The following is a 21,020-nucleotide window of genomic DNA, read 5'->3' as shown; positions in this document are numbered from 1 at the left end:
GTCACGTTTGGCACGCGAAGTGTCACCCACACGTGTGTACCTGCGCTACGGCGTACGGGCCGGGCCCGGGGAGCGGCCCCGGGCCCGGCCGGGCTACAGCGCGACGGGCTCGGGGAGCCGTCTGACCCGCTGCCGGCGGGAGACCGCGCCGACCCTGGTACGGGTGACGACGAGCCGTCCCTCCTGCGGATAGGCGTGCCAGGTGCGCCAGCGCACCTGGCCTTCCTGCCACTGCGCCATCATCGCGGTGAACGCGTGCGGGGAGCCGGGGAAGGTGCCGGCGAGGGAGTTGGGGTGATCGGTGACGAGGGCGAGGAGTTCCTGCGCGCGCCCGGCGAACGAGCCCTCGGAGAGCGTCTCGACGCGGGCGGCGAACTCGTACTCCCAGTCACCGACTCTCTTGGCGACGCCCAGCGGCAGCGGGGTGCTGCTGCCTGACATGCAGGCGACGGTCTCGGAACAACTGCCCTGCTCCTCCTCAAGGAGCACTTGGTGGGAGGCGCCGAGCAGTCTGAGCTGAAGCTTGGCTCCGGAGAGCTCCAGGTCGAGGACGGCGAGGGCGGGAAGCGGCTCCCGCCCGAGTGCCCAGGCGAGGTCGTCGGCACGGGTGTCGGTGTAGGCGGTACTGAGGGTGGTGAGCATGGGTCGGCTCCGCAAACACGCTTCGGCGGTGGATACGTGAACCTGAGGCGCCCCTCGGCGGGAGTCATGAACGAAGGTGGGGGACCGCCTGCTCGGGGCCGGAAAGCCGGCCCGGGGGCTGGATGGTTCCAACAGGTTCCGTCAACGACTGAATCATGAAGTACGCGGCGCTCGCAGTGTTTTTACCCAACTTGCAGGGGTTTCCATCCCCTAGGGGGTCTTGCGGTTCAACTGTTCAACAAAATGCCCCGGGAAAATCTGGTGAATGCGGTCCGGGCGGATCAGAACCGAAGAAAAGAGGCATCCGGCGGAAAGCTCCCGCCGGATGCCCCGTCCCGCTCGCGGATCAGCTGCCCCGTGTCAGCTCATCCGCCGCCGCCACAGCTGCTGCCGCCACCGCCGCAACTGCTGCCGCCGCCGGACGACGATCCCCCGTCGCCGCCTCCCCCGCTCCAGGAACCGCAGGACGAGTGCCCCGACCCGCTGTCCCCCGCCCACCAGCTGCCACCGGACCCGCCGTCGCCGCCCCTTCGCGAACCGTGGCGGGACGAACCGATACCGCTTCTGGCACGGCGGGCGCCGAACTCCATCCTCGCCAGTGCGATCACGAAGACCACAAAGAGGATGAACAACAGAATCCCGACGAAAGCAGCCATAGCCCTCACCGTCCTTCATTCCCCCGAAGCGAGCCCCCCGCGCCATTGCGTGACCGCTTCTCGCCGAATGCTTCTCCGCGCTTCCCGCGCGATATTGCGCGATCTCCGCGATTCCCGCGATCTCGTGGGACACCGTCCTTCTCCCGGGACCCGCCGTTCTCCTGAGCCCCGCGTTCCCGTCCGGGATCCGCCCCCTAGTTCTCGCGTGAGAGGGGGATGCCCTCCGCGCCACCGGGCCAAAGCAGACTTGAGCAAGTCCAGAGCTTCGCCCGGGCGGCCGGTCCCCGCGCCGCGCGGGGCCGCGAAGGGCGATGCGTCAGGATGGCCCCCGGAGAATCGGCGGGTACGCGAGTGAGAACGGTGACGACATGAACGCCAGGCCACTGCTGAACCGAAGGCTGGACGGGCTCGGGACGACGATCTTCGCGGAGATGTCGGCGCTGGCGGCCGCGACGGGCGCGATCAACCTGGGGCAGGGCTTCCCGGACGCCGACGGGCCCGAGGAGATCCGCGAGGCCGCCGTACGCGCCCTGCGGGAGGGGAAGGGCAATCAGTACCCGCCCGGGCCCGGCGTCCCGGAGCTGCGCACCGCGATCTCCGAGCACCAACAGCGCTTCTACGGCCTCTCCTTCGACCCCGACACCGAGATCCTGGTCACCACGGGCGCCACCGAGGCCATCGCCGCCGCCATGCTCGCGCTCCTGGAGCCGGGCGACGAGGTCATCGCCTTCGAGCCGTTCTACGACTCCTACGCGGCCTGCGTCGCGATGGCCGGCGCGAAGCGCGTCCCGCTCACGCTCCGAGCCCCGTCCTTCCGCCCCGATCTGGACGAGCTGCGCGCCAGGATCACCCCGAGGACGCGCCTGCTGCTCATCAACACCCCGCACAATCCGACCGGGACGGTCCTCACCGCCGAAGAGCAGAGCGCCATCGCCGCACTCGCCGTCGAACACGACCTCCTCGTCGTCACCGACGAGGTCTACGAGCACCTCGTGTACGAGGGCGCCCATCGCCCCATGGCGGCCCTGCCCGGCATGCGCGAGCGCACGGTCACCATCTCGTCGGCCGGGAAGACCTTCTCCTTCACCGGCTGGAAGGTGGGCTGGGTGACCGCGAGCGCCCCTCTCGTCTCCGCCGTCCGCACCGCCAAGCAGTACCTCACCTACGTCAGCGGCGGCCCCTTCCAGTACGCCGTCGCCGAGGCCCTCCGCCTGCCGGACTCGTACTTCGACGGCTTCCGCGCCGACCTCCGCCGCAAGCGCGACCTCCTCGGCGGCGGCCTGCGCGCGGCCGGTTTCGAGGTCTACCAGCCCCAGGGCACCTACTTCATCACCACCGACATCGCCCCCTTCGGCGAACAGGACGCCTACGCCTTCTGCCGCACCCTCCCCGAGCGCTGCGGCGTCGTCGCCATCCCCAGCTCCGTCTTCTACGACGCCCCCGACATCGGCCGCGGCCAAGTGCGCTTCGCCTTCTGCAAAGCCGACGAGATCCTCGAGGAAGCGGCGAGCCGCCTGCGGGTCCTCACCTCCTGAACTCACGCCCCCGGCACGTCAATCACCCGCGAACGCCCGCGCGTCCCCGCCCCTCAGACCCGAGCGGTCCGGCTCCCGCTCCGGCTCCGGAGCCTGCCGGACAGCCGGTGCGGATCCGCCCGGATCCGGGCGGCCGAGCCGGACGCGGAAGGCGCGCGAGACGGATGAGACGCGGAAGGCGCCCTACATCGGCTGACGCCCGACGGCCGCCACGCGTTCGAGTACGCGGGCGTTGGACGCCAGGATCTCCGGCTCGGCGCGGCGGGGTCGACACGGCCGTACGGTCCGCCGCTCGCCCCGTCGGCTCCCCGGGAGCGGCCCGCCCGCCTCCGCGACCGCCTCCCCCGCGCCGGCGGCCCTCGGGCCCGCGCCCCGCGAACCGGGCCGCGGCACCCCTTCCCCGCGGGCGGCCGCCAAGCGGGGCGACGGGTCCGCAGCGGGGCGCGGGCGGCTTTCAGCCGACCGGGTGGGAACGGGGGCGCAACCGGCCCTGTCGGCTGCTCAGCGCTCGCATGAGCCGCCCGCGCCGCCCATGGTCGGGTTGACCGAACCCTGTGCGTGCCCGGAGGTGCTCCCTGTCCGCCGAGACTTTCGACGAAACAGACGGCACACCGGGCGGCACGGCGCGGACGGGCGCACGGCCCGTGCCGCGGTGGCGGGCCGCGCTGCTCCGGGCGGCCCCCGCGCTCGGTCTGTTCGCCGCGGCCCGGCTGACCGGGCTGCTCGTGATGGCCTGCTGGGCCTGGCGCATCGACCGGCCGCCGCGCCGCACCCTCGCCAGGTCCTGGGACTCCGACTGGTACATGCTGATCGCCGAGCACGGCTACGGACGCACCCTGACCTGGCCCGACGGCGCGGTCCAGAGCGATCTGGCGTTCTTCCCGCTCTATCCCGCCCTGATCCGCGCGGTGACCTCCGTCCTCCCGGTGACCAGCGGCAGCGCCGGTCTGCTGATCTCCTGGACCGCGGCGGGCGCGGCGGCCTGGGGCGTCTACGCGATCGGCGAGCGGCTGTACGGACGGCGGGTGGCCACCGCGCTGGTGCTGCTCTGGGGCCTGCTGCCGCACTCGGTCGTGCTCTCCATGGCGTACACCGAACCGCTGCTGACCGCCTTCGCCGCCTGGTCGCTGTACGCGGTGCTCAGCGGGCGCTGGCTCTGGGCGGGGGCGCTCTCGGTGCTGGCGGGGCTGGCCCGGCCCAATGGGATCGCGGTGGCGGCGGCCGTCTGCGCGGTCGCCGGATACACCCTGCTGCGTGAACGGGGGCGGCGCGGCGAGTGGCGGATCTGGGCGTCGGCGGCGCTCGCCCCGGCCGGCTGGTCGGCCTATGTGCTGTACGTCGGGTTCCGCACCGGCGATCCGCCGGGCGGCTACTTCGCGGTCCAGCGCGGCTGGACGTCGCGGTTCGACTTCGGGGCGGGGGCGCTGCGGGCGGTGCGCGAGATCGTGCTGCGGCCGACGATGTTCCCGCTGGTGATCACGGTGGTGATCGTGGCGGTCTCGCTGGCGCTCTTCGCGCTGCTGGTGCTGGACCGGCCGCCGCTGGCCCTGCTGGTGTACACCGGCGTCCTGGTGCTGATCACCGTCGGCGGCTCGGGCTTCTTCGAGTCCAAACCGCGCTTTCTGCTGCCCGCCTTCCCGCTGCTGCTGGCTCCGGCGCGGGCGCTGACGAAAGCCCGGCCGGGGACGGCGGCCGTGATGACCGCCGCCCTGGCCGGGCTGTCGTTCGCCTATGGGACGTACCTGCTGACGCTCTCCCCGATCGCGCTCTGAGCCCGGGGTCCCGGTCGTTCGAGCCGGCGGGAGCCCGGGCCCGGACCGCGGCGGACGGACCGCCGGCGGGCCCGGTCACCGTGGGTCAGGCGTCGTCGCCGGGCTTCTCGTCCTCCGACGGGGGCTGCAGACCGAGCTGCTCGACGAGCCACTTGTCGAACTCGATCGCGGCCCGGACCCAGCTGACGGTGGAGGACACGAAGTGCTCCAGCGCCACGCCGGTGCCGATCAGCATCTGCGCCTCGCCGATGAGGCGGATGGTCGCGCCGCCCTCCTCGTCCTCGTGGAGGTGGGTGTAGACCTTGGGCCACAGGGTGCGGCGGTTCCAGTCGTCGATGGCGTCGAGGATCTGGGACCGCGCCTCGACCGGCAGCGGCCGGTCGTAGAACGTCCGGACGGAGAAGACCTGCTGGTCGTCCTCGCCGCGGAACATGAAGTACGTGCGGAATTCCTCCCACGGAGCGGCGAGGTCGCCCTCGTCGTCAATGACGTACTTCAGCTCCATCTGCTCAAGGAGCTGCTTCACCAGGTCCTGGTCGGGAACGACGGGGCCCGCCGGTCCTTCGGCCTGGGGCTGGGGCTGGCCCCCGAAATTCGGAATCGAGGACGGATCGATGGTCACCGTGGATTTCCCTTCGTACGGATGCGGCCATCCTCCCCCATCGCGGGGCCGGACTGACAACCCCTACCCCCGCACCGGCGCGGGACGGCGCCCGGGCCGGTGCGGGGGAGTGCGCGCGCAGGGTCTTTCCTCAGGGGAGGTCCTGGACGGCCTCGCCGGGCACGGGCCCCACGATCAGCCCGTCCTCGAAGCGGTCGACCCGGACCGTGTCGCCCTCGGCGACCTCCCCGGAGAGGATCTCCTTCGCCAGCCGGTCGCCGATCGCCGTCTGCACCAGCCGGCGCAGCGGCCGGGCCCCGTACGCCGGATCGTTGCCCTCGTCGGCCAGCCACTCCAGGGCGGCGGGCGTGACGTCCAGGGTGAGCCGGCGCTCCGCGAGCCGCGCCGCCAGCCGGCCGATCTGCAGCTCGGCGATGTGCGCCAGCTCGTCCCTGGTCAGCGCGGAGAAGACGACCAGATCGTCCAGCCGGTTGAGGAACTCGGGCTTGAAGGAGGCCCGTACGACCTCCAGGACGCGCCGCTTCTTCTCCTCCGGACCGGTCGCCGGCTCCACCAGGAACTGGCTGCCCAGATTGGAGGTGAGGATGAGGATGGTGTTCCGGAAGTCGACCGTGCGGCCCTGGCCGTCCGTGAGCCGGCCGTCGTCCAGCACCTGGAGCAGGATGTCGAAGACCTCCGGGTGCGCCTTCTCCACCTCGTCCAGCAGCACCACGCTGTACGGGCGCCTGCGCACCGACTCGGTCAGCTGGCCGCCCTCCTCGTACCCGACATAGCCGGGGGGCGCGCCCACCAGCCGGGCGACGCTGTGCTTCTCGCTGTACTCGGACATGTCGATGCGGACCATCGCCCGCTCGTCGTCGAAGAGGAAGTCGGCGAGCGCCTTGGCCAGCTCCGTCTTGCCGACCCCGGTCGGGCCGAGGAAGAGGAACGAGCCGGTGGGGCGGTCCGGGTCCGCGATGCCCGCGCGGGCGCGCCGGACCGCGTCCGAGACGGCCTGCACGGCCTCGCCCTGGCCGATCAGCCGGCGGCCCAGCTCCTCCTCCATCCGGAGCAGCTTCCGGGTCTCGCCCTCCAGCAGCCGCCCGGCCGGGATCCCGGTCCAGGAGCCGACCACGTCCGCGATGTCGTCGGGGCCGACCTCCTCCTTGACCATGGTGTCCGTCCGCACCTCGGCCTCCGCCTCGGAGGCCTCGGCCAGCTCCCGCTCCAGGGCGGGGATCTCCCCGTAGATCAGTTTGGAGGCGGAGTCGAAGTCGCCGTCGCGCTGGGCGCGCTCGGCCTGCCGGCGCGACTCGTCGAGCAGCTCCTTCAGCTCGCCGACCCGGTTGAGACCCTGCTTCTCCTTCTCCCAGCGGGCGGTGAGGCCGCGCAGCTCCTCCTCCTTGTCGGCGAGGTCGCGGCGGAGCTTGACGAGCCGCTGCTTGGAGGCGGCGTCGGACTCGTTCTTGAGCGCCAGCTCCTCCATCCGCAGCCGGTCCACGGACCGCTGGAGTTCGTCGATCTCCAGCGGGGAGGAGTCGATCTCCATCCGGAGCCGGGAGGCGGCCTCGTCCACCAGGTCGATGGCCTTGTCGGGCAGGAAGCGGGAGGTGATGTACCGGTCGGAGAGGGTGGCGGCCGCGACCAGCGCGGAGTCGGCGATCTGGACCTTGTGGTGGGCCTCGTAACGGCCCTTGAGTCCGCGCAGGATCGCGATGGTGTCCTCGACGGTGGGCTCGGCGACCAGCACCTGCTGGAAGCGGCGCTCCAGCGCCGGGTCCTTCTCGATCCGCTCGCGGTACTCGTCCAGCGTGGTCGCGCCGACCATGCGCAGCTCGCCGCGGGCGAGCATCGGCTTGAGCATGTTGCCGGCGTCCATCGCGGAGTCGCCGCCCGCGCCCGCGCCGACGACGGTGTGCAGCTCGTCGATGAAGGTGATGATCTGGCCGTCGCTCGCCTTGATCTCGGAGAGCACGGTCTTCAGCCGCTCCTCGAACTCGCCGCGGTACTTGGCGCCCGCGACCATCGCGCCGAGGTCGAGCGAGACCAGGCGCTTGTTCTTCAGCGACTCGGGCACGTCGCCCTTGACGATCCGCTGGGCGAGGCCCTCCACGACGGCGGTCTTGCCGACGCCGGGCTCGCCGATGAGCACCGGATTGTTCTTGGTGCGCCGGGAGAGCACCTGGACGACCCGGCGGATCTCCTGGTCCCGGCCGATGACCGGGTCGAGCTTGCCCTCACGGGCGGCGGCGGTGAAGTCCGTGCCGAACTTCTCCAGCGCCTTGTACTGACCCTCGGGGTTCTCCGTCGTCACTCGCCTGCCTCCACGCACGGTCTCGAACGCGTCCAGCAGCCGTTCGGCCGACGCGCGCTGCTGTCGGAGCACCTCGCCGGCCCGGCCGCCCTCGGCGGCCAGACCGATCAGCAGATGCTCGGTGGAGAGATAGTCGTCGCCCAGCTCCTTGGCGCGGCGTGAGGCGTCGGCGATGACGGCGAGGAACTCACGGTTCGGCTGCGGCGGGGCGACGGTGGATCCGGTGACGCTGGGCTGGGCGGCGAGCAGCCGCTCCGCGCCGGAGCGCACGGCGGCCTGGTCGGCCTCGACGGCGGCCAGCAGATCGGTCAGATTCTCGTTGTCCTGGCCCGCGAGCAGCGCGACCAGCAGATGCGCGGGTGTCAGATCGGGGTGCCCCGCGGTCACCGCCACCTGGGTGGCGGCGTTGAGGGCGTCCCGGCTCTTGTTGGTCAGCTCGGCGTCCACGTGCGGTCTCTCCTCCTGGCGGCGGGGTGGGCGGGCAACGGTGTGGGGGTGTACGGGGTCTCTTCCCGTACCGGGGCCGTTCCGGTGCGCGGGTCCGTCCTCCGCACCCGGGTCGTTCCCGCGCACGGGCACGTCCCCCGCTTCCCGTGTACGGGCCTCTTCCCGGCGACGGCGACGGCTTCCGGTCGCGGGCGTCCGCGTCCGCGACCGTCTCCGCGTCCTGTCGCCAGGAGATGTTCCCCTGCGGGCTGACTCTGTCAACCTGCACAAAGTTGAGTCTATTCCACTCAATCCTTTTGCGCCATCCCAGGAGCGCCCCGCGACCGGCCGGACGTTCGATCATTGGCAGTCGCAATTACCCTGACGCCATGACCTCCGACGCCCTCGTCCTCAGCCCCGACTACCTCGCGTTCTGGCGGGAGCGCCATCTGTGCACGCTGACCACCCTGCGCCCGGACGGCAGCCCGCACGTGGTGCCGGTGGGCGTGACCTTCGACCCCGCGACGGGCCTGGCGCGGGTGATCGCCAACAAGCGCAGCCGGAAGGTCGTCCATGTGCTGAGGTCGCCGGACGAGGGCGGCGCGCGGGTGGCGGTCTGCCAGGTGGACCGGGCGCGCTGGGCGACGCTGGAGGGCCGCGCGCGGGTGCTGACCGACGCGGAGCGGGTCGCGGACGCGGTACGGCGCTACGCGGAGCGGTACGAGCGGACGCCGGCGCCCAATCCGGACCGGGTGGTCATCGAGATCGCGGTGGAGCGGGCGCTCGGCCGAGGGGCCGGCATCTCACGCGCCGCCTGAGAGCGGCGGCGGCGTCCGGGGCCCGCACTCGGGCCCCGGGCCGGGGCCCGGCCGGAAGAGCGCGGGCCCCGGCTCGGCGGGGGCCGCCCGGCGGGAAAAGCACAGCGGCGCCATCGCGTTTCAGGTCCGCGATGACGCCGCTGTGTGGGGGAAGCGCTTGAGCGATTTGGAACGACGGGGGAATCGCTCAAGCACTGCGGGGGGTGGCGGTGGTGGTGTCGGGCTCGACCATCTGGTGGTCGCGCTGGTCCAGGTTGACGAAAATCATTCCGTAGCGGATCGCGCACCGTACAGGCTGCGGCGCGCCACGGGGCCGGCGAAGGCACCGATACGCTCGGACGTCCTCGTCCTCCTCGCGCGCCACGACGATCGGCTCGCCGAACAGAGTGACCATCAACGAGTCGCCACGGTGGGGGATTGCCGTGACGAGGTCGATGAAATGCCACCCCGAGCGGTACGCCGTCGCCATCTCACGCCGGAAGACCCGGTCGTCCGGTGGAACGGTCATGCTTCGGTGCTGCTGGTCGGAGGGACTCCCCAGGAGGGCTCACCGGTCGGCGCGAAGCCCCACGAGGGCTCACCCGAGGGAGCGGCACCCCAGGAAGGCTCGCCGTGCGCGGCCGCGACCGTCTTCACGGGAGCGGACCCCCACGAAGGTTCACCATTGAGTCCCCACGAAGGCTCACCCTGGGTCCCCGCCACCTTGCCGGCAGGAGAGCTACCCCAGGAGGGCTCACCGGAGGCTCCCACGCCGAGCGCGGCAGCCGCTATGGCAAGAGCACAAAGAGCACGTAGCGTCCTAGACATGGGTGATCTCCACCTCTTTTGATCATTCCTCCTCCCCCGCGCATAAGACGATGTCTCACTCCGAACGCTTGCACCAGCGACGGCAGGCATCATGTTCCTGTAATGCAGGAGCCTGAGGGGGTGCATATGACGTCTAACGAGGGCGAATTCGGACACCCTCATGCAGACGGCGAGCTGTGCGAGGCTGGGAAAAGTCTGTACATCACCGCTCTTCGCACCGGACGAATCGCCCGGTCGGAGGCGGAACCCATGCCTTGCCTCTTCGATCTCGCCCTGCTGCACCCGGATCCCGACGACGCGCAGTGGCTCCGTCCGGTGCCTCCGACCACCGCGCTGACACAGCTGATACACCCCATTGAGCGGGAGATCCAAGAGAGGAGACGACGAACTGTCGCTCTGACCGATGCTCTTGAGCCATTCATGGCCTTCACCGCTCAGAATTCCACCGCCCCCCAGGGCGTAACCGTCCTGGAGGGTCTCAACCGCATCAACTCGACCCTCGACCAGGTCACCGCGGACTGCACGGAGGAGCTGCTCACCGTCCAGCCCGGCAGCGGGCGGCAGCCCCACATCCTGGAGAAGGCGCTGCGCAGGGTGGAACCGCTGATCGAGCGGGGTGTACGGATGCGCACGCTCTACCAGCACACCGCCAGGCACCACCCGGCGACGCTCGCCTACATGGAGCAGGTGGGGCCCTCGGGCGTGGAGGTGCGGACGCTGGAGGAGATAATCGACCGGCTGATCATCGTGGACCGCAGAGTCGCCTTCATCCCGGCGAGCAGCGACCGGCTCTCGGCGCTGGAGCTGCGGCACAAGGGGATCGTGGAGTATCTCGTCGGGGTCTTCGAGCAGTTCTGGCTGCACGGACTGCCCTGGGAGGAGCCGGTGTCGTACGGGCCGGACCTCAACGGCATCACGGGAGTGCAGCGTTCCATCGCGAAACTGCTGGTGGAAGGGCATGTGGATGAGGCGATCGCCCGCCGGCTGGGGATGAACGTCCGTACCTGCCGGGCCCATATCGCCAAGCTGGGATCGTCATTGGGCAGCGGCAGCCGGACCCAGCTGGGGTATCTGATCGCCCAGTCGAGGATCCTGGAGCACGACTCCTGCCGATCGTAGGAGCGCTCCACGGCACTCCTGGCGGAAGAACGGCCGGGAACGACCGGAAACCATCGCCCCCGGCGCGAACCGCGCCGGGGGCGATGTGTGTGGCTCCGGCCGTGACAGCCCCTTACGGGGCGTCTGACGGCCTGTCGGACCGGGAAGGGCGTCCAGGCCCCGTAGGCGGGCGAGTGGGCCGCACAGCGGCTCACCGGCCCATCTGCGGTCCCTGCGGCGGCGGCCCGGTCCGGAGGAAGGGCCCTACTCGCCGCGCTTGGGCCGCCAGACCACCAGCGCGCTGGTCTGCTGCACGTCCTGGTACGGCACGAGATCGCGCCGGTAGGAGGCGTGCACCTGGGCCTCGCGCTGCTGGATGGCCACGGCCGCGTTCTCGACGGCGGCCGACAGCTCGGCCACCCGGGACTGAAGGGCCGCGACCTGGTGCTCCAGCTCGATGATCCGCTTGATCCCGGCGAGATTGATGCCTTCGTCCTGCGACAGCTGCTGCACGGTGCGCAGCAGCTGGATGTCACGGGCGGAATAGCGCCGCCCCCGCCCGGCGGTACGGCCGGGCGAGACCAGACCCAACCGGTCGTACTGCCGCAACGTTTGCGGATGCAGACCGGAGAGCTGAGCCGCCACCGAGATCACATACACCGGCGACTCATCGGTCAGCTCATAGGGATTGCGACGCCTTCCGTCCATGTCATGCTCCCTTCGCGGCCTGGAACAGCTCGGCCCGCGGATCCTCCTCCGCGGTGGCTTCGCGGTAGGCCTCCAGCGCGTCCTTCGCCTTGTCGCTCAGCTCCTCGGGGACCGCGACCTCGACGGTGACCAGCAGATCGCCGCGGGTGCCGTCCTTGCGGACCGCTCCCTTGCCGCGGGCGCGCATCGTCCGCCCGTTGGGGGTGCCCGCGGGCAGCTTCAGGGTGACCGGGGGCCCGCCCAGGGTGGGCACCTTCACCTCGCCGCCGAGCACCGCCTCCGGATAGCTCACCGGCACGGTGACGGTCAGATTGTCGCCCTTGCGGCCGAAGACGGGGTGGTCCCCGACGTGGACGACGACATAGAGATCGCCGGCGGGTCCGCCGCGCTCGCCGGGCGCGCCCTTGCCGCGCAGCCGGATCCGCTGGCCGTCGGAGACGCCCGCCGGAATCCTGACCTGCATGGTGCGCGAGGAACGGGCCCGTCCGCTGCCCTTGCAGACCTCGCACGGGTCCTGCGCGATCAGTCCGCGCCCCTTGCACTCGACGCACGGGTCGGTCAGCGAGAAGGAGCCGCTGCCGCCGCGCGAGACCTGGCCGGTGCCGACGCAGGTCGGGCAGACGCGGGGCGTGCCGTTCTTGTCGCCGGTGCCCGAACATGCCTTGCACGCGGCCGAGCTGGACATCCGGAGCGGGACCGTGGCCCCGTCGACCGCCTCGGTGAAGCTGAGCGTCACCTCGGACTCGACGTCCTGGCCGCGCCGGGGCTGGGTACGGGGACCGGCCGGGCCGGCGCCCCGGTTGAACAGGCCGCCGAACACATCGCCGAGACCGCCGCCGAAGCCGCCGGCCCCGGGAGCGCCCTGCCCGCCGCCGCCCTGGGGGCCGCCGCCGAAGAGGTCGCCCAGGTCGAAGTTGAACGAACCGCCGCCGCCCGCCGCGCCGGGTCCGGCCCGGAAGCCGCCGTTGCCGAAGAGGGCGCGGGCCTCGTCGTACTCCTTGCGCCGCTTGGGGTCGCCGAGGATGTCATTGGCCTCGGAGATCGACTTGAAGCGCTCCTCCGCCTTGGCGTCGCCCTTGTTGGCGTCCGGGTGGAACTCGCGGGCGAGCTTCCGGTACGCCTTCTTGATCTCGGCCTCGGTGGCGTCCTTGGGGACGCCGAGGACCTTGTAGTAGTCCTTCTCGACGAAGTCCTTCGTGCTCATCGACATCCCTCCTTCCGGACGGTCTGCGGGAAGCGCCCCCGAAGGGCTTCCGGGGAGATCCCCCGGAAGCCCTCCGGGAGATGCTCCCGGCCGTTCTCCGCCTGTCTGGCGTCAGCCCTCGTCCGGGCCACCGCTCTCCTCGTCGTCCGCCGCCTCGTCCTTGCCGGACGCGGGCGTCGCACCGGGCTGGGGCTCGGCCACCGCGACCCGGGCGGGCCTGATGGTCCGCTCGCCGATGCGATACCCCGGCTGAAGCACCGCGACGCATGTGGTCTCGGTGACATCAGGCGCGTAGCTGTGCATCAGCGCCTCGTGGATCGTCGGGTCGAAGGGCTCGCCCTCCTTGCCGAACTGCTGGAGGCCCATCTTGGCGGCCGCGGTCTCCAGGGACTCGGCGACCGACTTGAAGCCGCCCACCAGCTCCCCGTGCTCGCGCGCCCGCCCGACGTCGTCCAGCACGGGCAGCAGCTCGGACAGCAGATTCGCCGTGGCGATCTCCTTGACCGTGACCCTGTCCCGCTCCACCCGGCGGCGGTAGTTCTGGTACTCGGCCTGGAGCCGCTGGAGGTCGCCGGTGCGCTCGGTGAGCGCCGTACGAGCCTGGTCCAGCTGGGCCGTCAGGCCGATGAGCTTCGCTTCGTCCCCTGCCGGGGCCGCCTTGCCCTCCTCCTCGGAGGACTCGGCGGACTCGGCGGCGGCGTCGTCAGATGTGGCGCCGGAAGGGACGTCGGGCTTCTCGTCGAATCCCGGAGTCTCCTCCGTCACGCGGCACCACCCTTGGAGTCCTTCTCGTCGTCGACGATCTCGGCGTCCACGACATCGTCGTCGGCCTTGGCCTGGCCGGCGCCGGCTCCGGCGTCGCCCTGGGCGTCACCCGCGGGCTGCTGCGCCTGGGCGTCGGCGTACATCGCCTGGCCCAGCTTCTGCGAGACGGCGGCGACCTTCTCGGTCGCGGTACGGATCTCCGCGACGTCCTCGCCCTTGAGCTTCTCCTTCAGCTCGCCGACGGCGGTCTCGACCTCGGTCTTCACATCGCCCGGAACCTTGTCCTCGTTGTCCTTGAGGAACTTCTCCGTCTGGTAGACCAGCTGCTCGCCCTGGTTGCGGGCCTCCGCGGCCTCACGGCGGCGGTGGTCCTCCTCCTGGTACTGCTCGGCCTCCTGGCGCATCCGGTCGACCTCGTCCTTCGGCAGCGAGGAGCCGCCGGTGACGGTCATCTTCTGCTCCTTGCCCGTGCCCAGGTCCTTCGCGGTCACGTGCATGATGCCGTTGGCGTCGATGTCGAAGGACACCTCGATCTGCGGGACCCCGCGCGGGGCCGGCGGCAGACCGGTCAGCTCGAACATGCCGAGCTTCTTGTTGTACGCGGCGATCTCGCGCTCGCCCTGGTAGACCTGGATCTGCACGGACGGCTGGTTGTCCTCGGCCGTGGTGAAGATCTCCGAGCGCTTGGTCGGGATCGTCGTGTTGCGCTCGATCAGCTTGGTCATGATGCCGCCCTTGGTCTCGATGCCGAGGGACAGCGGGGTCACGTCGAGGAGCAGGACGTCCTTGACCTCGCCCTTGAGGACACCGGCCTGGAGCGAGGCGCCGATGGCGACGACCTCGTCCGGGTTCACACCCTTGTTGGCCTCCTTGCCGCCGGTCAGCTCCTTCACCAGCTCGGCGACGGCCGGCATACGGGTCGAACCGCCGACGAGAACGACGTGGTCGATCTCGGAGAGGTTGATGCCCGCGTCCTTGATCACATTGTGGAACGGCGTCTTGCACCGGTCCAGCAGATCGGCGGTGAGCTGCTGGAACTGGGCGCGAGTGAGCTTCTCGTCCAGGTGCAGCGGGCCCTCGGCCGACGCGGTGATGTACGGCAGGTTGATGGACGTCTCGGTGGAGGACGACAGCTCGATCTTCGCCTTCTCCGCGGCCTCGCGGAGACGCTGGAGAGCCATCTTGTCCTTGGACAGGTCCACGCCGTGACCATTGGCGAACTGCTTCACCAGGTAGTCCATGACGCGCTGGTCCCAGTCGTCGCCGCCGAGGTGATTGTCACCGTTGGTGGCCTTCACCTCGACCACGCCGTCGCCGATCTCCAGCAGCGACACGTCGAAGGTGCCGCCGCCGAGGTCGAAGACCAGGATCGTCTGGTCGTCCTTGTCCAGGCCGTAGGCCAGGGCGGCCGCGGTGGGCTCGTTGACGATGCGCAGGACGTTGAGGCCCGCGATCTCACCGGCCTCCTTGGTGGCCTGGCGCTCCGAGTCGTTGAAGTACGCCGGGACGGTGATGACCGCGTCCGCGACCTTCTCGCCCAGGTACGCCTCGGCGTCGCGCTTCAGCTTCTGCAGGATGAAGGCGCTCATCTGCTGCGGGTTGAAGTTCTTGCCGTCGATCTCGATCTTCCAGTCAGTGCCCATGTGGCGCTTGACCGACCGAATGGTCCTGTCGACGTTGGTCACCGCCTGACGCTTGGCGACCTCGCCGACCAGCACCTCGCCGTTCTTCGCGAAGGCGACGACGGACGGCGTGGTCCTGGCGCCCTCGGCGTTGGTGATGACGGTGGGCTCGCCGCCCTCCAGAACGCTGACGACCGAGTTGGTCGTGCCCAGGTCGATGCCGACCGCACGTGCCATGTCAATTCCTCCAGCTGACTACTTGAGTGGATCTGGCTCAAGGATGCACGAGCCCCGCGCCGGAGTCAACAGACCTGAGTCACCCCCGCTCAACTTTTATCCAGCCCTTATCCGCACCTCTGGCGCGATCCGGCGCTCCTCGGCTCCGGGCGCGGCGGCCGGGGGGCGGCGGCCGGGGCGTGCGGGACGTACGCGTGGCGGATCGCCGCCCACCGCGCGCCCTCTGAGAGAGTGGTGCCCGCAAATACCCCCAAAAGCACGCATCACAGACTGATCGCGGTCAGAGGTGGCGGCCCATGCCAGGGAAGGGAAGCGGAGACGGGGGCGGGAACGGGCGCCTCCGGGGCCGGAGGCGGTCCGCGGCCGGAGGCCGGGCGCGCCCCTCCTCCGTGCGGAGCGCGTCGACGCCGACAGGGCCGAAAGCCCCGTCCGGGCCGGACGCGCCGGACGCCGGGGCCCCCGTCGCCCGCCCGGACGCGAATGCTCCGGACGCGGACGCTTTGGACGCGGACGCTCCGGCCGGGGCGGACGCCCGGGGCGTTCCCGCGGGTCCGGGCCGCTCCGGTGCTCCGGCGCGGCGCCCGGGCGCCGCGCACGACGCCACCGCCGTGGCCCTCGCGCCCGTACCCCGTACCGGCGAAGAGCCCCCGGCCAAGGCGGACGCCGTCGCCGCGACCGCCACCGCCACCGCCACCGCGACGGACGGCGACGCTCCCGCCCAATCGCGCGGGGGCCGCCGGCGGCGGAAGAGCGCCCGCACCGTGCGACGGGCGCTCGCCCGCGTACCGGCCCCGGGCCGGGGGACCGCCGCCGGACGGGAGGCCGCCGCCGACAAGGGGGCCGGGGGCGAGGGGGCCGTCGCCGGGCGGGCGGCGCTCCCCCGCGTACGGCCCGGAGCCTTCGGGCCGGTGCGCGTGCGCCGGCCGGGGCCGCCGATCGCGTCCTCCCCGGCCAAGCGGGCCGTCGATCTCCTGGGCGGCGTCCTGCTGCTGCTCGGCCTCGCCGTACCGCTGCTGGCGATCGCGGCGGCGATCGCCGTCTCCTCCCCGGGGCCCGTGCTCGTCCGCCGGGAACGGGCCGGACTCGGCGGACGCCCGTTCGCGATGCTGGTCTTCCGCACCGCCCCGGCGACCCGCGTCGGGCGGCTGCTGCGCGCCCACTACCTCGACCATCTGCCGCAGCTGATCCATGTGGTCCGGGGCGAGATGTCCCTGGTCGGCCCGCGCCCGCCCACCCCGGCCGGCGCGGCGGCCGCCACCGGACCGGCGCGCGCCGTACGGGCGGTGCGCCCCGGGATCACCGGCCCGTGGCAGATCGGCGGCGGCCGGCCGGGGCCGCCCTGGGAGGAGCGGGCCGTCCTCGATCCGCACTATGTGGCGGAGCACTGGCTGGGCCTGGATCTGATGATCCTGGCGCGCACCCTCCCGGCGGTGCTCCGGGGGCGTACGCCCGCGCGGGGCGGCGAGGGCACGCCGCCGTAGGCGGTCCGGAGCCGTCCGGGGCCGCCGGTCGGGGAGCCCCCGCCCGGACCACGGCATTCCGCGACACCCCGCCCCGGATTCGCGCGCACGGTCGCCCGGATCCCGGGAAGGCTTGCCTGAGCGACACAGATCACCGGTCGCGTGGCTACAGTGCGGCGAAAAAGGTGGGTAATGTCAGCACGGACTGATTAAGTTACCGCTTAGTAGTGTTGGATGGTCCCCCACCTCGCAGGCCCGAGGAGCCCCGAAATGCAACTCGCCGCGATCGTCGTGTCGCTGGTCCTGACCGTGGTCGGCGTTGCGCTCATCGCCCGAGCCGTCGCGCAGATCTACCGGTTCGTACGACTCGGCCAGCCCGTGCCCGCGGGCAGCCGCACCGACGACCCGAGACAGCGAACGATCACCCTGGCCAAGGAGTTCCTCGGCCACACCCGGATGAACCGGTGGGGCATCGTCGGCTTCGCGCACTGGTTCGTCGCGATCGGCTTCCTGACCCTGCCGCCGACCCTGGCCCAGGCGTACGGCCAGCTCTTCCGCGCCGACTGGGTGCTGCCCGTCATCGGCGGCTTCGTCCCGTTCGAGATGTACACCGAGTTCATCGGCCTGATGACCGTGGTGGGCATCGTCGTCCTGATCGCGATCCGGCTGCTCAATCTGCCCTCCCGGGCCGGCCGCAAATCGCGCTTCACGGGCTCCAAGGCCTGGCAGGCCTACTTCGTCGAATACATCATCCTCAGCATCGGCCTCGCCATCCTCGTCCTGCGCGGACTCGAGGGCGCGATCCACCACGTCGACGGCTACGAGGCCTCGTACTTCGTCTCGTACCCCCTGGTCCTGCTCTTCGACGGGATGAGCACCGCGTCCCTGCAGACCTGGATCTACTTCACCGCCATGATCAAGATCTGCGCCTCGCTGATCTGGATGATCACGGTCTCGCTCAACACCAACATGGGCGTCGCCTGGCACCGCTTCCTCGGCTTCCCCAACATCTGGTTCAAGCGGAACGCGGACGGCTCCACGGCGCTCGGCGCGCTGAACCCGATGACCTCGGGCGGCAAGGAGATCGACTTCGAGACGGTCTTCGACGACGAGAGCGAGGAGGCCGTCTTCGGGGCCTCCCAGGTCGAGCACTTCTCCTGGAAGGGCATCCTCGACTTCTCCACCTGCACCGAGTGCGGACGGTGCCAGTCCCAGTGCCCCGCCTGGAACACCGGCAAGCCCCTCTCCCCCAAGCTGCTGATCATGTCGCTGCGCGACCACGCGCACGCCAAGGCCCCCTATCTGCTGGCCGGCGGCGGCAAGACCATGGAGGGCGAGGAGAAGGCGACCGAGGAGCAGCTCAAGGACGTCCCGGCCGCCGCCCTCGCCGAGGCCGAGCGCCCGCTGATCGGGACCCTGGAGGAGAACGGCGTCATCGACCCGGACGTCCTGTGGTCCTGCACGACCTGCGGCGCGTGCGTCGAGCAGTGCCCGGTCGACATCGAGCACATCGACCACATCGTGGACATGCGCCGCTACCAGGTGATGATCGAGTCGGCGTTCCCGTCCGAGGCGGGCACCATGCTCAAGAACCTGGAGAAGAAGGGCAACCCCTGGGGTCTGGCGAAGAAGCAGCGCGTCGAGTGGACCAAGGAGGTCGACTTCGAGATCCCGATCGTCGGCAGGGACGTCGAGGACCTCTCCGAGGTCGACTACCTCTACTGGGTCGGCTGCGCCGGCGCCCTGGAGGACCGGGCGAAGAAGACCACCAAGGCCTTCGCCGAACTGCTGCACATCGCGGGCGTGAAATTCGCGATCATGGGCGGCGACGAGAAGTGCACCGGCGACTCGCCGCGCCGACTGGGCAATGAGCCGCTGTTCCAGCAGCTCGGCCAGGAGAATGTGGCGATGCTGAACATGGCGTTCGGCGAGGACGACGAGGCCCCCGAGACCCGGAAGCCCAAGTCCGCCAAGAGGATCGTCGCCACCTGCCCGCACTGCTTCAACACCATCGCGAACGAGTACCCGCAGCTCGGCGGCGAGTACGAGGTCATCCACCACACCCAGCTGCTCCAGCATCTGATCGACGAGGGCCGGCTGACCCCGGTGACGCCGGTCGAGGGCCTGATCACGTACCACGACCCGTGCTATCTGGGCCGGCACAACAAGGTCTACACACCGCCGCGCGAGATCATGTCCGCCGTCCCCGGCCTGCGCCAGCAGGAGATGCACCGTCACAAGGAGCGCGGCTTCTGCTGCGGCGCGGGCGGCGCGCGGATGTGGATGGAGGAGCGGATCGGCAAGCGCGTCAACAACGAGCGGGTGGACGAGGCGCTGTCGCTCAACCCCGACATCGTCTCCACCGCCTGCCCGTTCTGCCTGGTGATGCTGACCGACTCGGTCAACGGCAAGAAGAACGACGGCACGGCGAAGGAGAGCCTCCAGGTCGTGGACGTGGCGCAGCTGCTCCTCGACTCGGTGCGGACCCCGCCGTCCGACCCGGCCCCCTCCTCGGAGCCGGAGGACGCGCCGGAGCCCGAGCCGGTGAAGTGACCGGCTGACCGGCCCTGTCGCACGAGCGGCCGGACCCGCCTCGGGGGCGGGTCCGGCCGCTTCCTGCTGGGCGGCGGCCCGCCGCGGTCGTCGGCCCCCGCGGTCGCCGTCGTCGCGGTCGCCGTCTTCGCGGTCTCCGTACTCCGGGGCGGGCTCCGGGATCCCCTTAGGGGATGTCACAGGTCAGCCGCAAAGGGCCGATCGATCCCGGTCCGCCCGTACATGACGGAGCGAGAGCGGGTACGTTCAGAAGCGTGGCTGGATTCAGGATCGGACGCGGCCGGGACAACCGCACACAGCAGCAGCAACCGCAGCAGGCGCCGCCACCGTACGGGGGTGGCCGTGCGGCACCGCCGCATGCGCCGCAGCAACCGCCGCAGTGGCCCCAGTCGCCGGGCGCCGGCGGCCGGCGCGGGGGACCTCAGTACGGGCCTCAGCACGGCGGGCCCCAGCATGGCGGGCCCCAGCACGGCGGGCCTCACCACGGGGAGCCGGAGTACTTCGGCGGCGACCACTACCAGCAGCCCGGTCAGCGACCGGGATACGGGGGCGAGCCCCCGCGGCACGACCCGTACGCGAACGACCCGGGCCACACCCAGGCGTTCAGCATCGACGACCCCTACAACCAGGGCGGGACCTACCAGGCGGGCGACGCGCCCGCCCCGCCCCCGGGCCCGAGGCTGCCGTGGAAGCAGCTGCTGAGCGGGATGGTGCTCCGCCCGGGCGCGACCTTCCTGCAGATGCGCGACTACGCGGTGTGGGGCCCCGCGCTCGTGGTCACCTTCCTCTACGGCATGCTCGCGATCTTCGGGTTCGACAAGGCGCGCGAGGAGACCATCAACGCGACGATCTCGTCGGCGATCCCGTATGTGCTGACGACCGGCATCGCGTTCGTGATCGGCGGCCTGATCATGGGCGCGGTGACCCACACCCTGGCCCGCCAGCTCGGCGGCACGGGCGCCTGGCAGCCGACCGTCGGCTTCTCCATGCTGATCATGTCGATCACCGACGCGCCCCGGCTGCTCTTCGCCATGTTCCTGGGCGGCGAGAACGCGCTGGTGCAGGTGCTCGGCTGGATGACCTGGCTGGCGGCCGGCGCGCTCTTCACGGTGATGGTGAGCAAGTCGCACGATCTGCCGTGGCCGAAGGCGCTCGGGGCCTCCGCGATTCAGCTGATCGCGCTGCTGTCCATCATCAAGCTGGGCACGATCTGATCGCTCCGTTCATGGGAATGGCCCCGCCGGTCGGCGGGGCCATTCCCATGAAGCTTCCGTCCCCGGACGTTTCCGTCCCCGCCGCCGTTCAGGCGTCGAGAACCTGTCCGCCGCGGCGCACCACGGGCTTCTCCACGCTCCAGGGGAAATTGATCCACTCGTCCGTGCGCTTCCAGACGTACTCGCACTTCACCAGCGAGTGCGACTTCTCGTAGATGACGGCGGAACGCACTTCGGCGACATGGTCGACACAGAAGTCGTGGACGAGCTTCAGGGTCTTCCCGGTGTCGGCGACATCGTCGGCGATCAGGACCTTCTTGTCCGAGAAGTCGATCGCGTTGGGCACCGGCGCCAGCATGACGGGCATTTCCAGCGTGGTGCCGACCCCGGTGTAGAACTCGACATTCACCAGATGAATGTTCTTGCAGTCCAGCGCGTACGCCAGTCCGCCCGCGACGAAGACCCCGCCGCGCGCGATGGAGAGGACGATGTCGGGCTCGTAACCGTCGTCCGCGATGGTCTGCGCCAGCTGCCGGACCGCCCCGCCGAACCCCTCGTACGTCAGGTTCTCTCGTACCGCGCTCATGC

Annotated in this window: 16 protein-coding genes; 7 read left to right on the top strand and 9 right to left on the bottom strand. The window is 70.9% G+C overall.

The features are described 5' to 3' along the window. Positions 1-93: 93 nt before the first annotated feature. Complete coding sequence (locus tag ACF089_RS19680; protein WP_392028112.1) at positions 94-642, bottom strand: DUF2617 family protein; 549 nt, start codon at positions 640-642, stop codon at positions 94-96. A 1,024-nt stretch (positions 643-1,666) separates the two neighbouring features. Between ACF089_RS19680 and ACF089_RS19675 the strand changes: the two genes are divergently transcribed. Both ACF089_RS19675 and ACF089_RS19670 read left to right on the top strand, forming a co-directional pair. Continuing rightward, positions 1,667-2,833, top strand: a complete 1,167-nt coding sequence (locus ACF089_RS19675; RefSeq protein ID WP_392028110.1) for a pyridoxal phosphate-dependent aminotransferase — start codon at positions 1,667-1,669, stop codon at positions 2,831-2,833. A gap of 644 nt (positions 2,834-3,477) precedes the next feature. Continuing rightward, positions 3,478-4,605 (top strand): hypothetical protein, encoded by a 1,128-nt coding sequence (locus ACF089_RS19670; protein WP_392028108.1) that lies wholly within the window; start codon positions 3,478-3,480, stop codon positions 4,603-4,605. Positions 4,606-4,690: 85 nt separating this feature from the next. Here ACF089_RS19670 and ACF089_RS19665 read toward each other — a convergent pair whose 3' ends face one another. Next, the gene (locus ACF089_RS19665; protein WP_392028106.1) at positions 4,691-5,227 is read right to left on the bottom strand and encodes a YbjN domain-containing protein; all 537 of its coding nucleotides are present in this window, start codon (positions 5,225-5,227) and stop codon (positions 4,691-4,693) included. 130 nt (positions 5,228-5,357) lie between these two features. Further along, positions 5,358-7,967: an ATP-dependent chaperone ClpB gene (gene clpB, locus ACF089_RS19660; RefSeq protein ID WP_392028104.1), complete on the bottom strand. Its 2,610-nt coding sequence runs from the start codon at positions 7,965-7,967 to the stop codon at positions 5,358-5,360. Between the two features lie 368 nt (positions 7,968-8,335). Between clpB and ACF089_RS19655 the strand changes: the two genes are divergently transcribed. Continuing rightward, on the top strand, positions 8,336-8,764 hold the full coding sequence (locus ACF089_RS19655) for a pyridoxamine 5'-phosphate oxidase family protein (RefSeq protein WP_392028102.1): 429 nt from the start codon (positions 8,336-8,338) through the stop codon (positions 8,762-8,764). Between the two features lie 187 nt (positions 8,765-8,951). On the opposite strand, the gene ACF089_RS19650 is transcribed toward ACF089_RS19655, so the two are convergent. Continuing rightward, positions 8,952-9,272 carry a (2Fe-2S)-binding protein gene (locus ACF089_RS19650; protein WP_190120959.1) on the bottom strand — a complete coding sequence of 107 codons (321 nt, stop codon included), beginning with the start codon at positions 9,270-9,272 and terminating at the stop codon, positions 8,952-8,954. Between the two features lie 425 nt (positions 9,273-9,697). Between ACF089_RS19650 and ACF089_RS19645 the strand changes: the two genes are divergently transcribed. Then, positions 9,698-10,690, top strand: a complete 993-nt coding sequence (locus ACF089_RS19645; RefSeq protein ID WP_392028191.1) for a helix-turn-helix transcriptional regulator — start codon at positions 9,698-9,700, stop codon at positions 10,688-10,690. A gap of 243 nt (positions 10,691-10,933) precedes the next feature. On the opposite strand, the gene ACF089_RS19640 is transcribed toward ACF089_RS19645, so the two are convergent. The 4 genes from ACF089_RS19640 to dnaK form a co-directional block, all read right to left on the bottom strand. Further along, entirely contained in the window at positions 10,934-11,377 is a 444-nt protein-coding gene (locus ACF089_RS19640; protein ID WP_392028100.1) for a heat shock protein transcriptional repressor HspR, read from the bottom strand. Between the two features lies 1 nt (position 11,378). Continuing rightward, positions 11,379-12,581 (bottom strand): molecular chaperone DnaJ, encoded by a 1,203-nt coding sequence (gene dnaJ, locus ACF089_RS19635; RefSeq protein WP_392028098.1) that lies wholly within the window; start codon positions 12,579-12,581, stop codon positions 11,379-11,381. A 111-nt stretch (positions 12,582-12,692) separates the two neighbouring features. After that, on the bottom strand, positions 12,693-13,346 hold the full coding sequence (grpE, locus tag ACF089_RS19630) for a nucleotide exchange factor GrpE (RefSeq protein ID WP_392028096.1): 654 nt from the start codon (positions 13,344-13,346) through the stop codon (positions 12,693-12,695). Continuing rightward, positions 13,343-15,205, bottom strand: coding sequence for a molecular chaperone DnaK (gene dnaK, locus ACF089_RS19625; RefSeq protein ID WP_392028094.1), 1,863 nt, complete (start codon positions 15,203-15,205; stop codon positions 13,343-13,345). The genes grpE and dnaK overlap by 4 nt, the downstream gene beginning before the upstream one ends. Positions 15,206-15,813: 608 nt before the next feature. Here dnaK and ACF089_RS19620 point away from each other — a divergent pair. The 3 genes from ACF089_RS19620 (at position 15,814) to ACF089_RS19610 (ending at position 20,432) form a co-directional block, all read left to right on the top strand. Next, complete coding sequence (locus ACF089_RS19620; RefSeq protein ID WP_392028092.1) at positions 15,814-16,686, top strand: sugar transferase; 873 nt, start codon at positions 15,814-15,816, stop codon at positions 16,684-16,686. A 249-nt stretch (positions 16,687-16,935) separates the two neighbouring features. Continuing rightward, positions 16,936-19,218 carry a heterodisulfide reductase-related iron-sulfur binding cluster gene (locus ACF089_RS19615; RefSeq protein ID WP_392028090.1) on the top strand — a complete coding sequence of 761 codons (2,283 nt, stop codon included), beginning with the start codon at positions 16,936-16,938 and terminating at the stop codon, positions 19,216-19,218. Positions 19,219-19,472: 254 nt separating this feature from the next. Next, positions 19,473-20,432, top strand: a complete 960-nt coding sequence (locus ACF089_RS19610; protein ID WP_392028088.1) for a Yip1 family protein — start codon at positions 19,473-19,475, stop codon at positions 20,430-20,432. A gap of 88 nt (positions 20,433-20,520) precedes the next feature. Here the strand turns inward: ACF089_RS19610 and ACF089_RS19605 are convergent, their stop codons facing one another. Then, a complete protein-coding gene (locus tag ACF089_RS19605) occupies positions 20,521-21,018 on the bottom strand; it encodes a phosphoribosyltransferase (protein WP_392028085.1) in 498 nt (165 codons plus the stop codon). Positions 21,019-21,020: the final 2 nt, after the last annotated feature.

It is taken from the genome of Streptomyces sp. NPDC014894, from assembly GCF_043080985.1.
GTDB lineage: Bacteria > Actinomycetota > Actinomycetes > Streptomycetales > Streptomycetaceae > Streptomyces.
Note: the sequence above shows the minus strand (reverse complement) of the source record. Positions and strands in the feature narration are given on the sequence as shown.

What these genes read in the sequence shown, in the direction of transcription:
- ACF089_RS19650 (WP_190120959.1), bottom strand. Translation starts at nt 9,272, where the DNA reads ATGACCGTTCCACCGGACGACCGGGTCTTCCGGCGTGAGATGGCGACG.
- ACF089_RS19605 (WP_392028085.1), bottom strand. Translation starts at nt 21,018, where the DNA reads ATGAGCGCGGTACGAGAGAACCTGACGTACGAGGGGTTCGGCGGGGCG.
- dnaJ (WP_392028098.1), bottom strand. Translation starts at nt 12,581, where the DNA reads ATGAGCACGAAGGACTTCGTCGAGAAGGACTACTACAAGGTCCTCGGC.
- ACF089_RS19680 (WP_392028112.1), bottom strand. Translation starts at nt 642, where the DNA reads ATGCTCACCACCCTCAGTACCGCCTACACCGACACCCGTGCCGACGAC.
- dnaK (WP_392028094.1), bottom strand. Translation starts at nt 15,205, where the DNA reads ATGGCACGTGCGGTCGGCATCGACCTGGGCACGACCAACTCGGTCGTC.
- ACF089_RS19640 (WP_392028100.1), bottom strand. Translation starts at nt 11,377, where the DNA reads ATGGACGGAAGGCGTCGCAATCCCTATGAGCTGACCGATGAGTCGCCG.
- ACF089_RS19675 (WP_392028110.1), top strand. Translation starts at nt 1,667, where the DNA reads ATGAACGCCAGGCCACTGCTGAACCGAAGGCTGGACGGGCTCGGGACG.
- ACF089_RS19645 (WP_392028191.1), top strand. Translation starts at nt 9,698, where the DNA reads ATGACGTCTAACGAGGGCGAATTCGGACACCCTCATGCAGACGGCGAG.
- ACF089_RS19615 (WP_392028090.1), top strand. Translation starts at nt 16,936, where the DNA reads ATGCAACTCGCCGCGATCGTCGTGTCGCTGGTCCTGACCGTGGTCGGC.
- ACF089_RS19655 (WP_392028102.1), top strand. Translation starts at nt 8,336, where the DNA reads ATGACCTCCGACGCCCTCGTCCTCAGCCCCGACTACCTCGCGTTCTGG.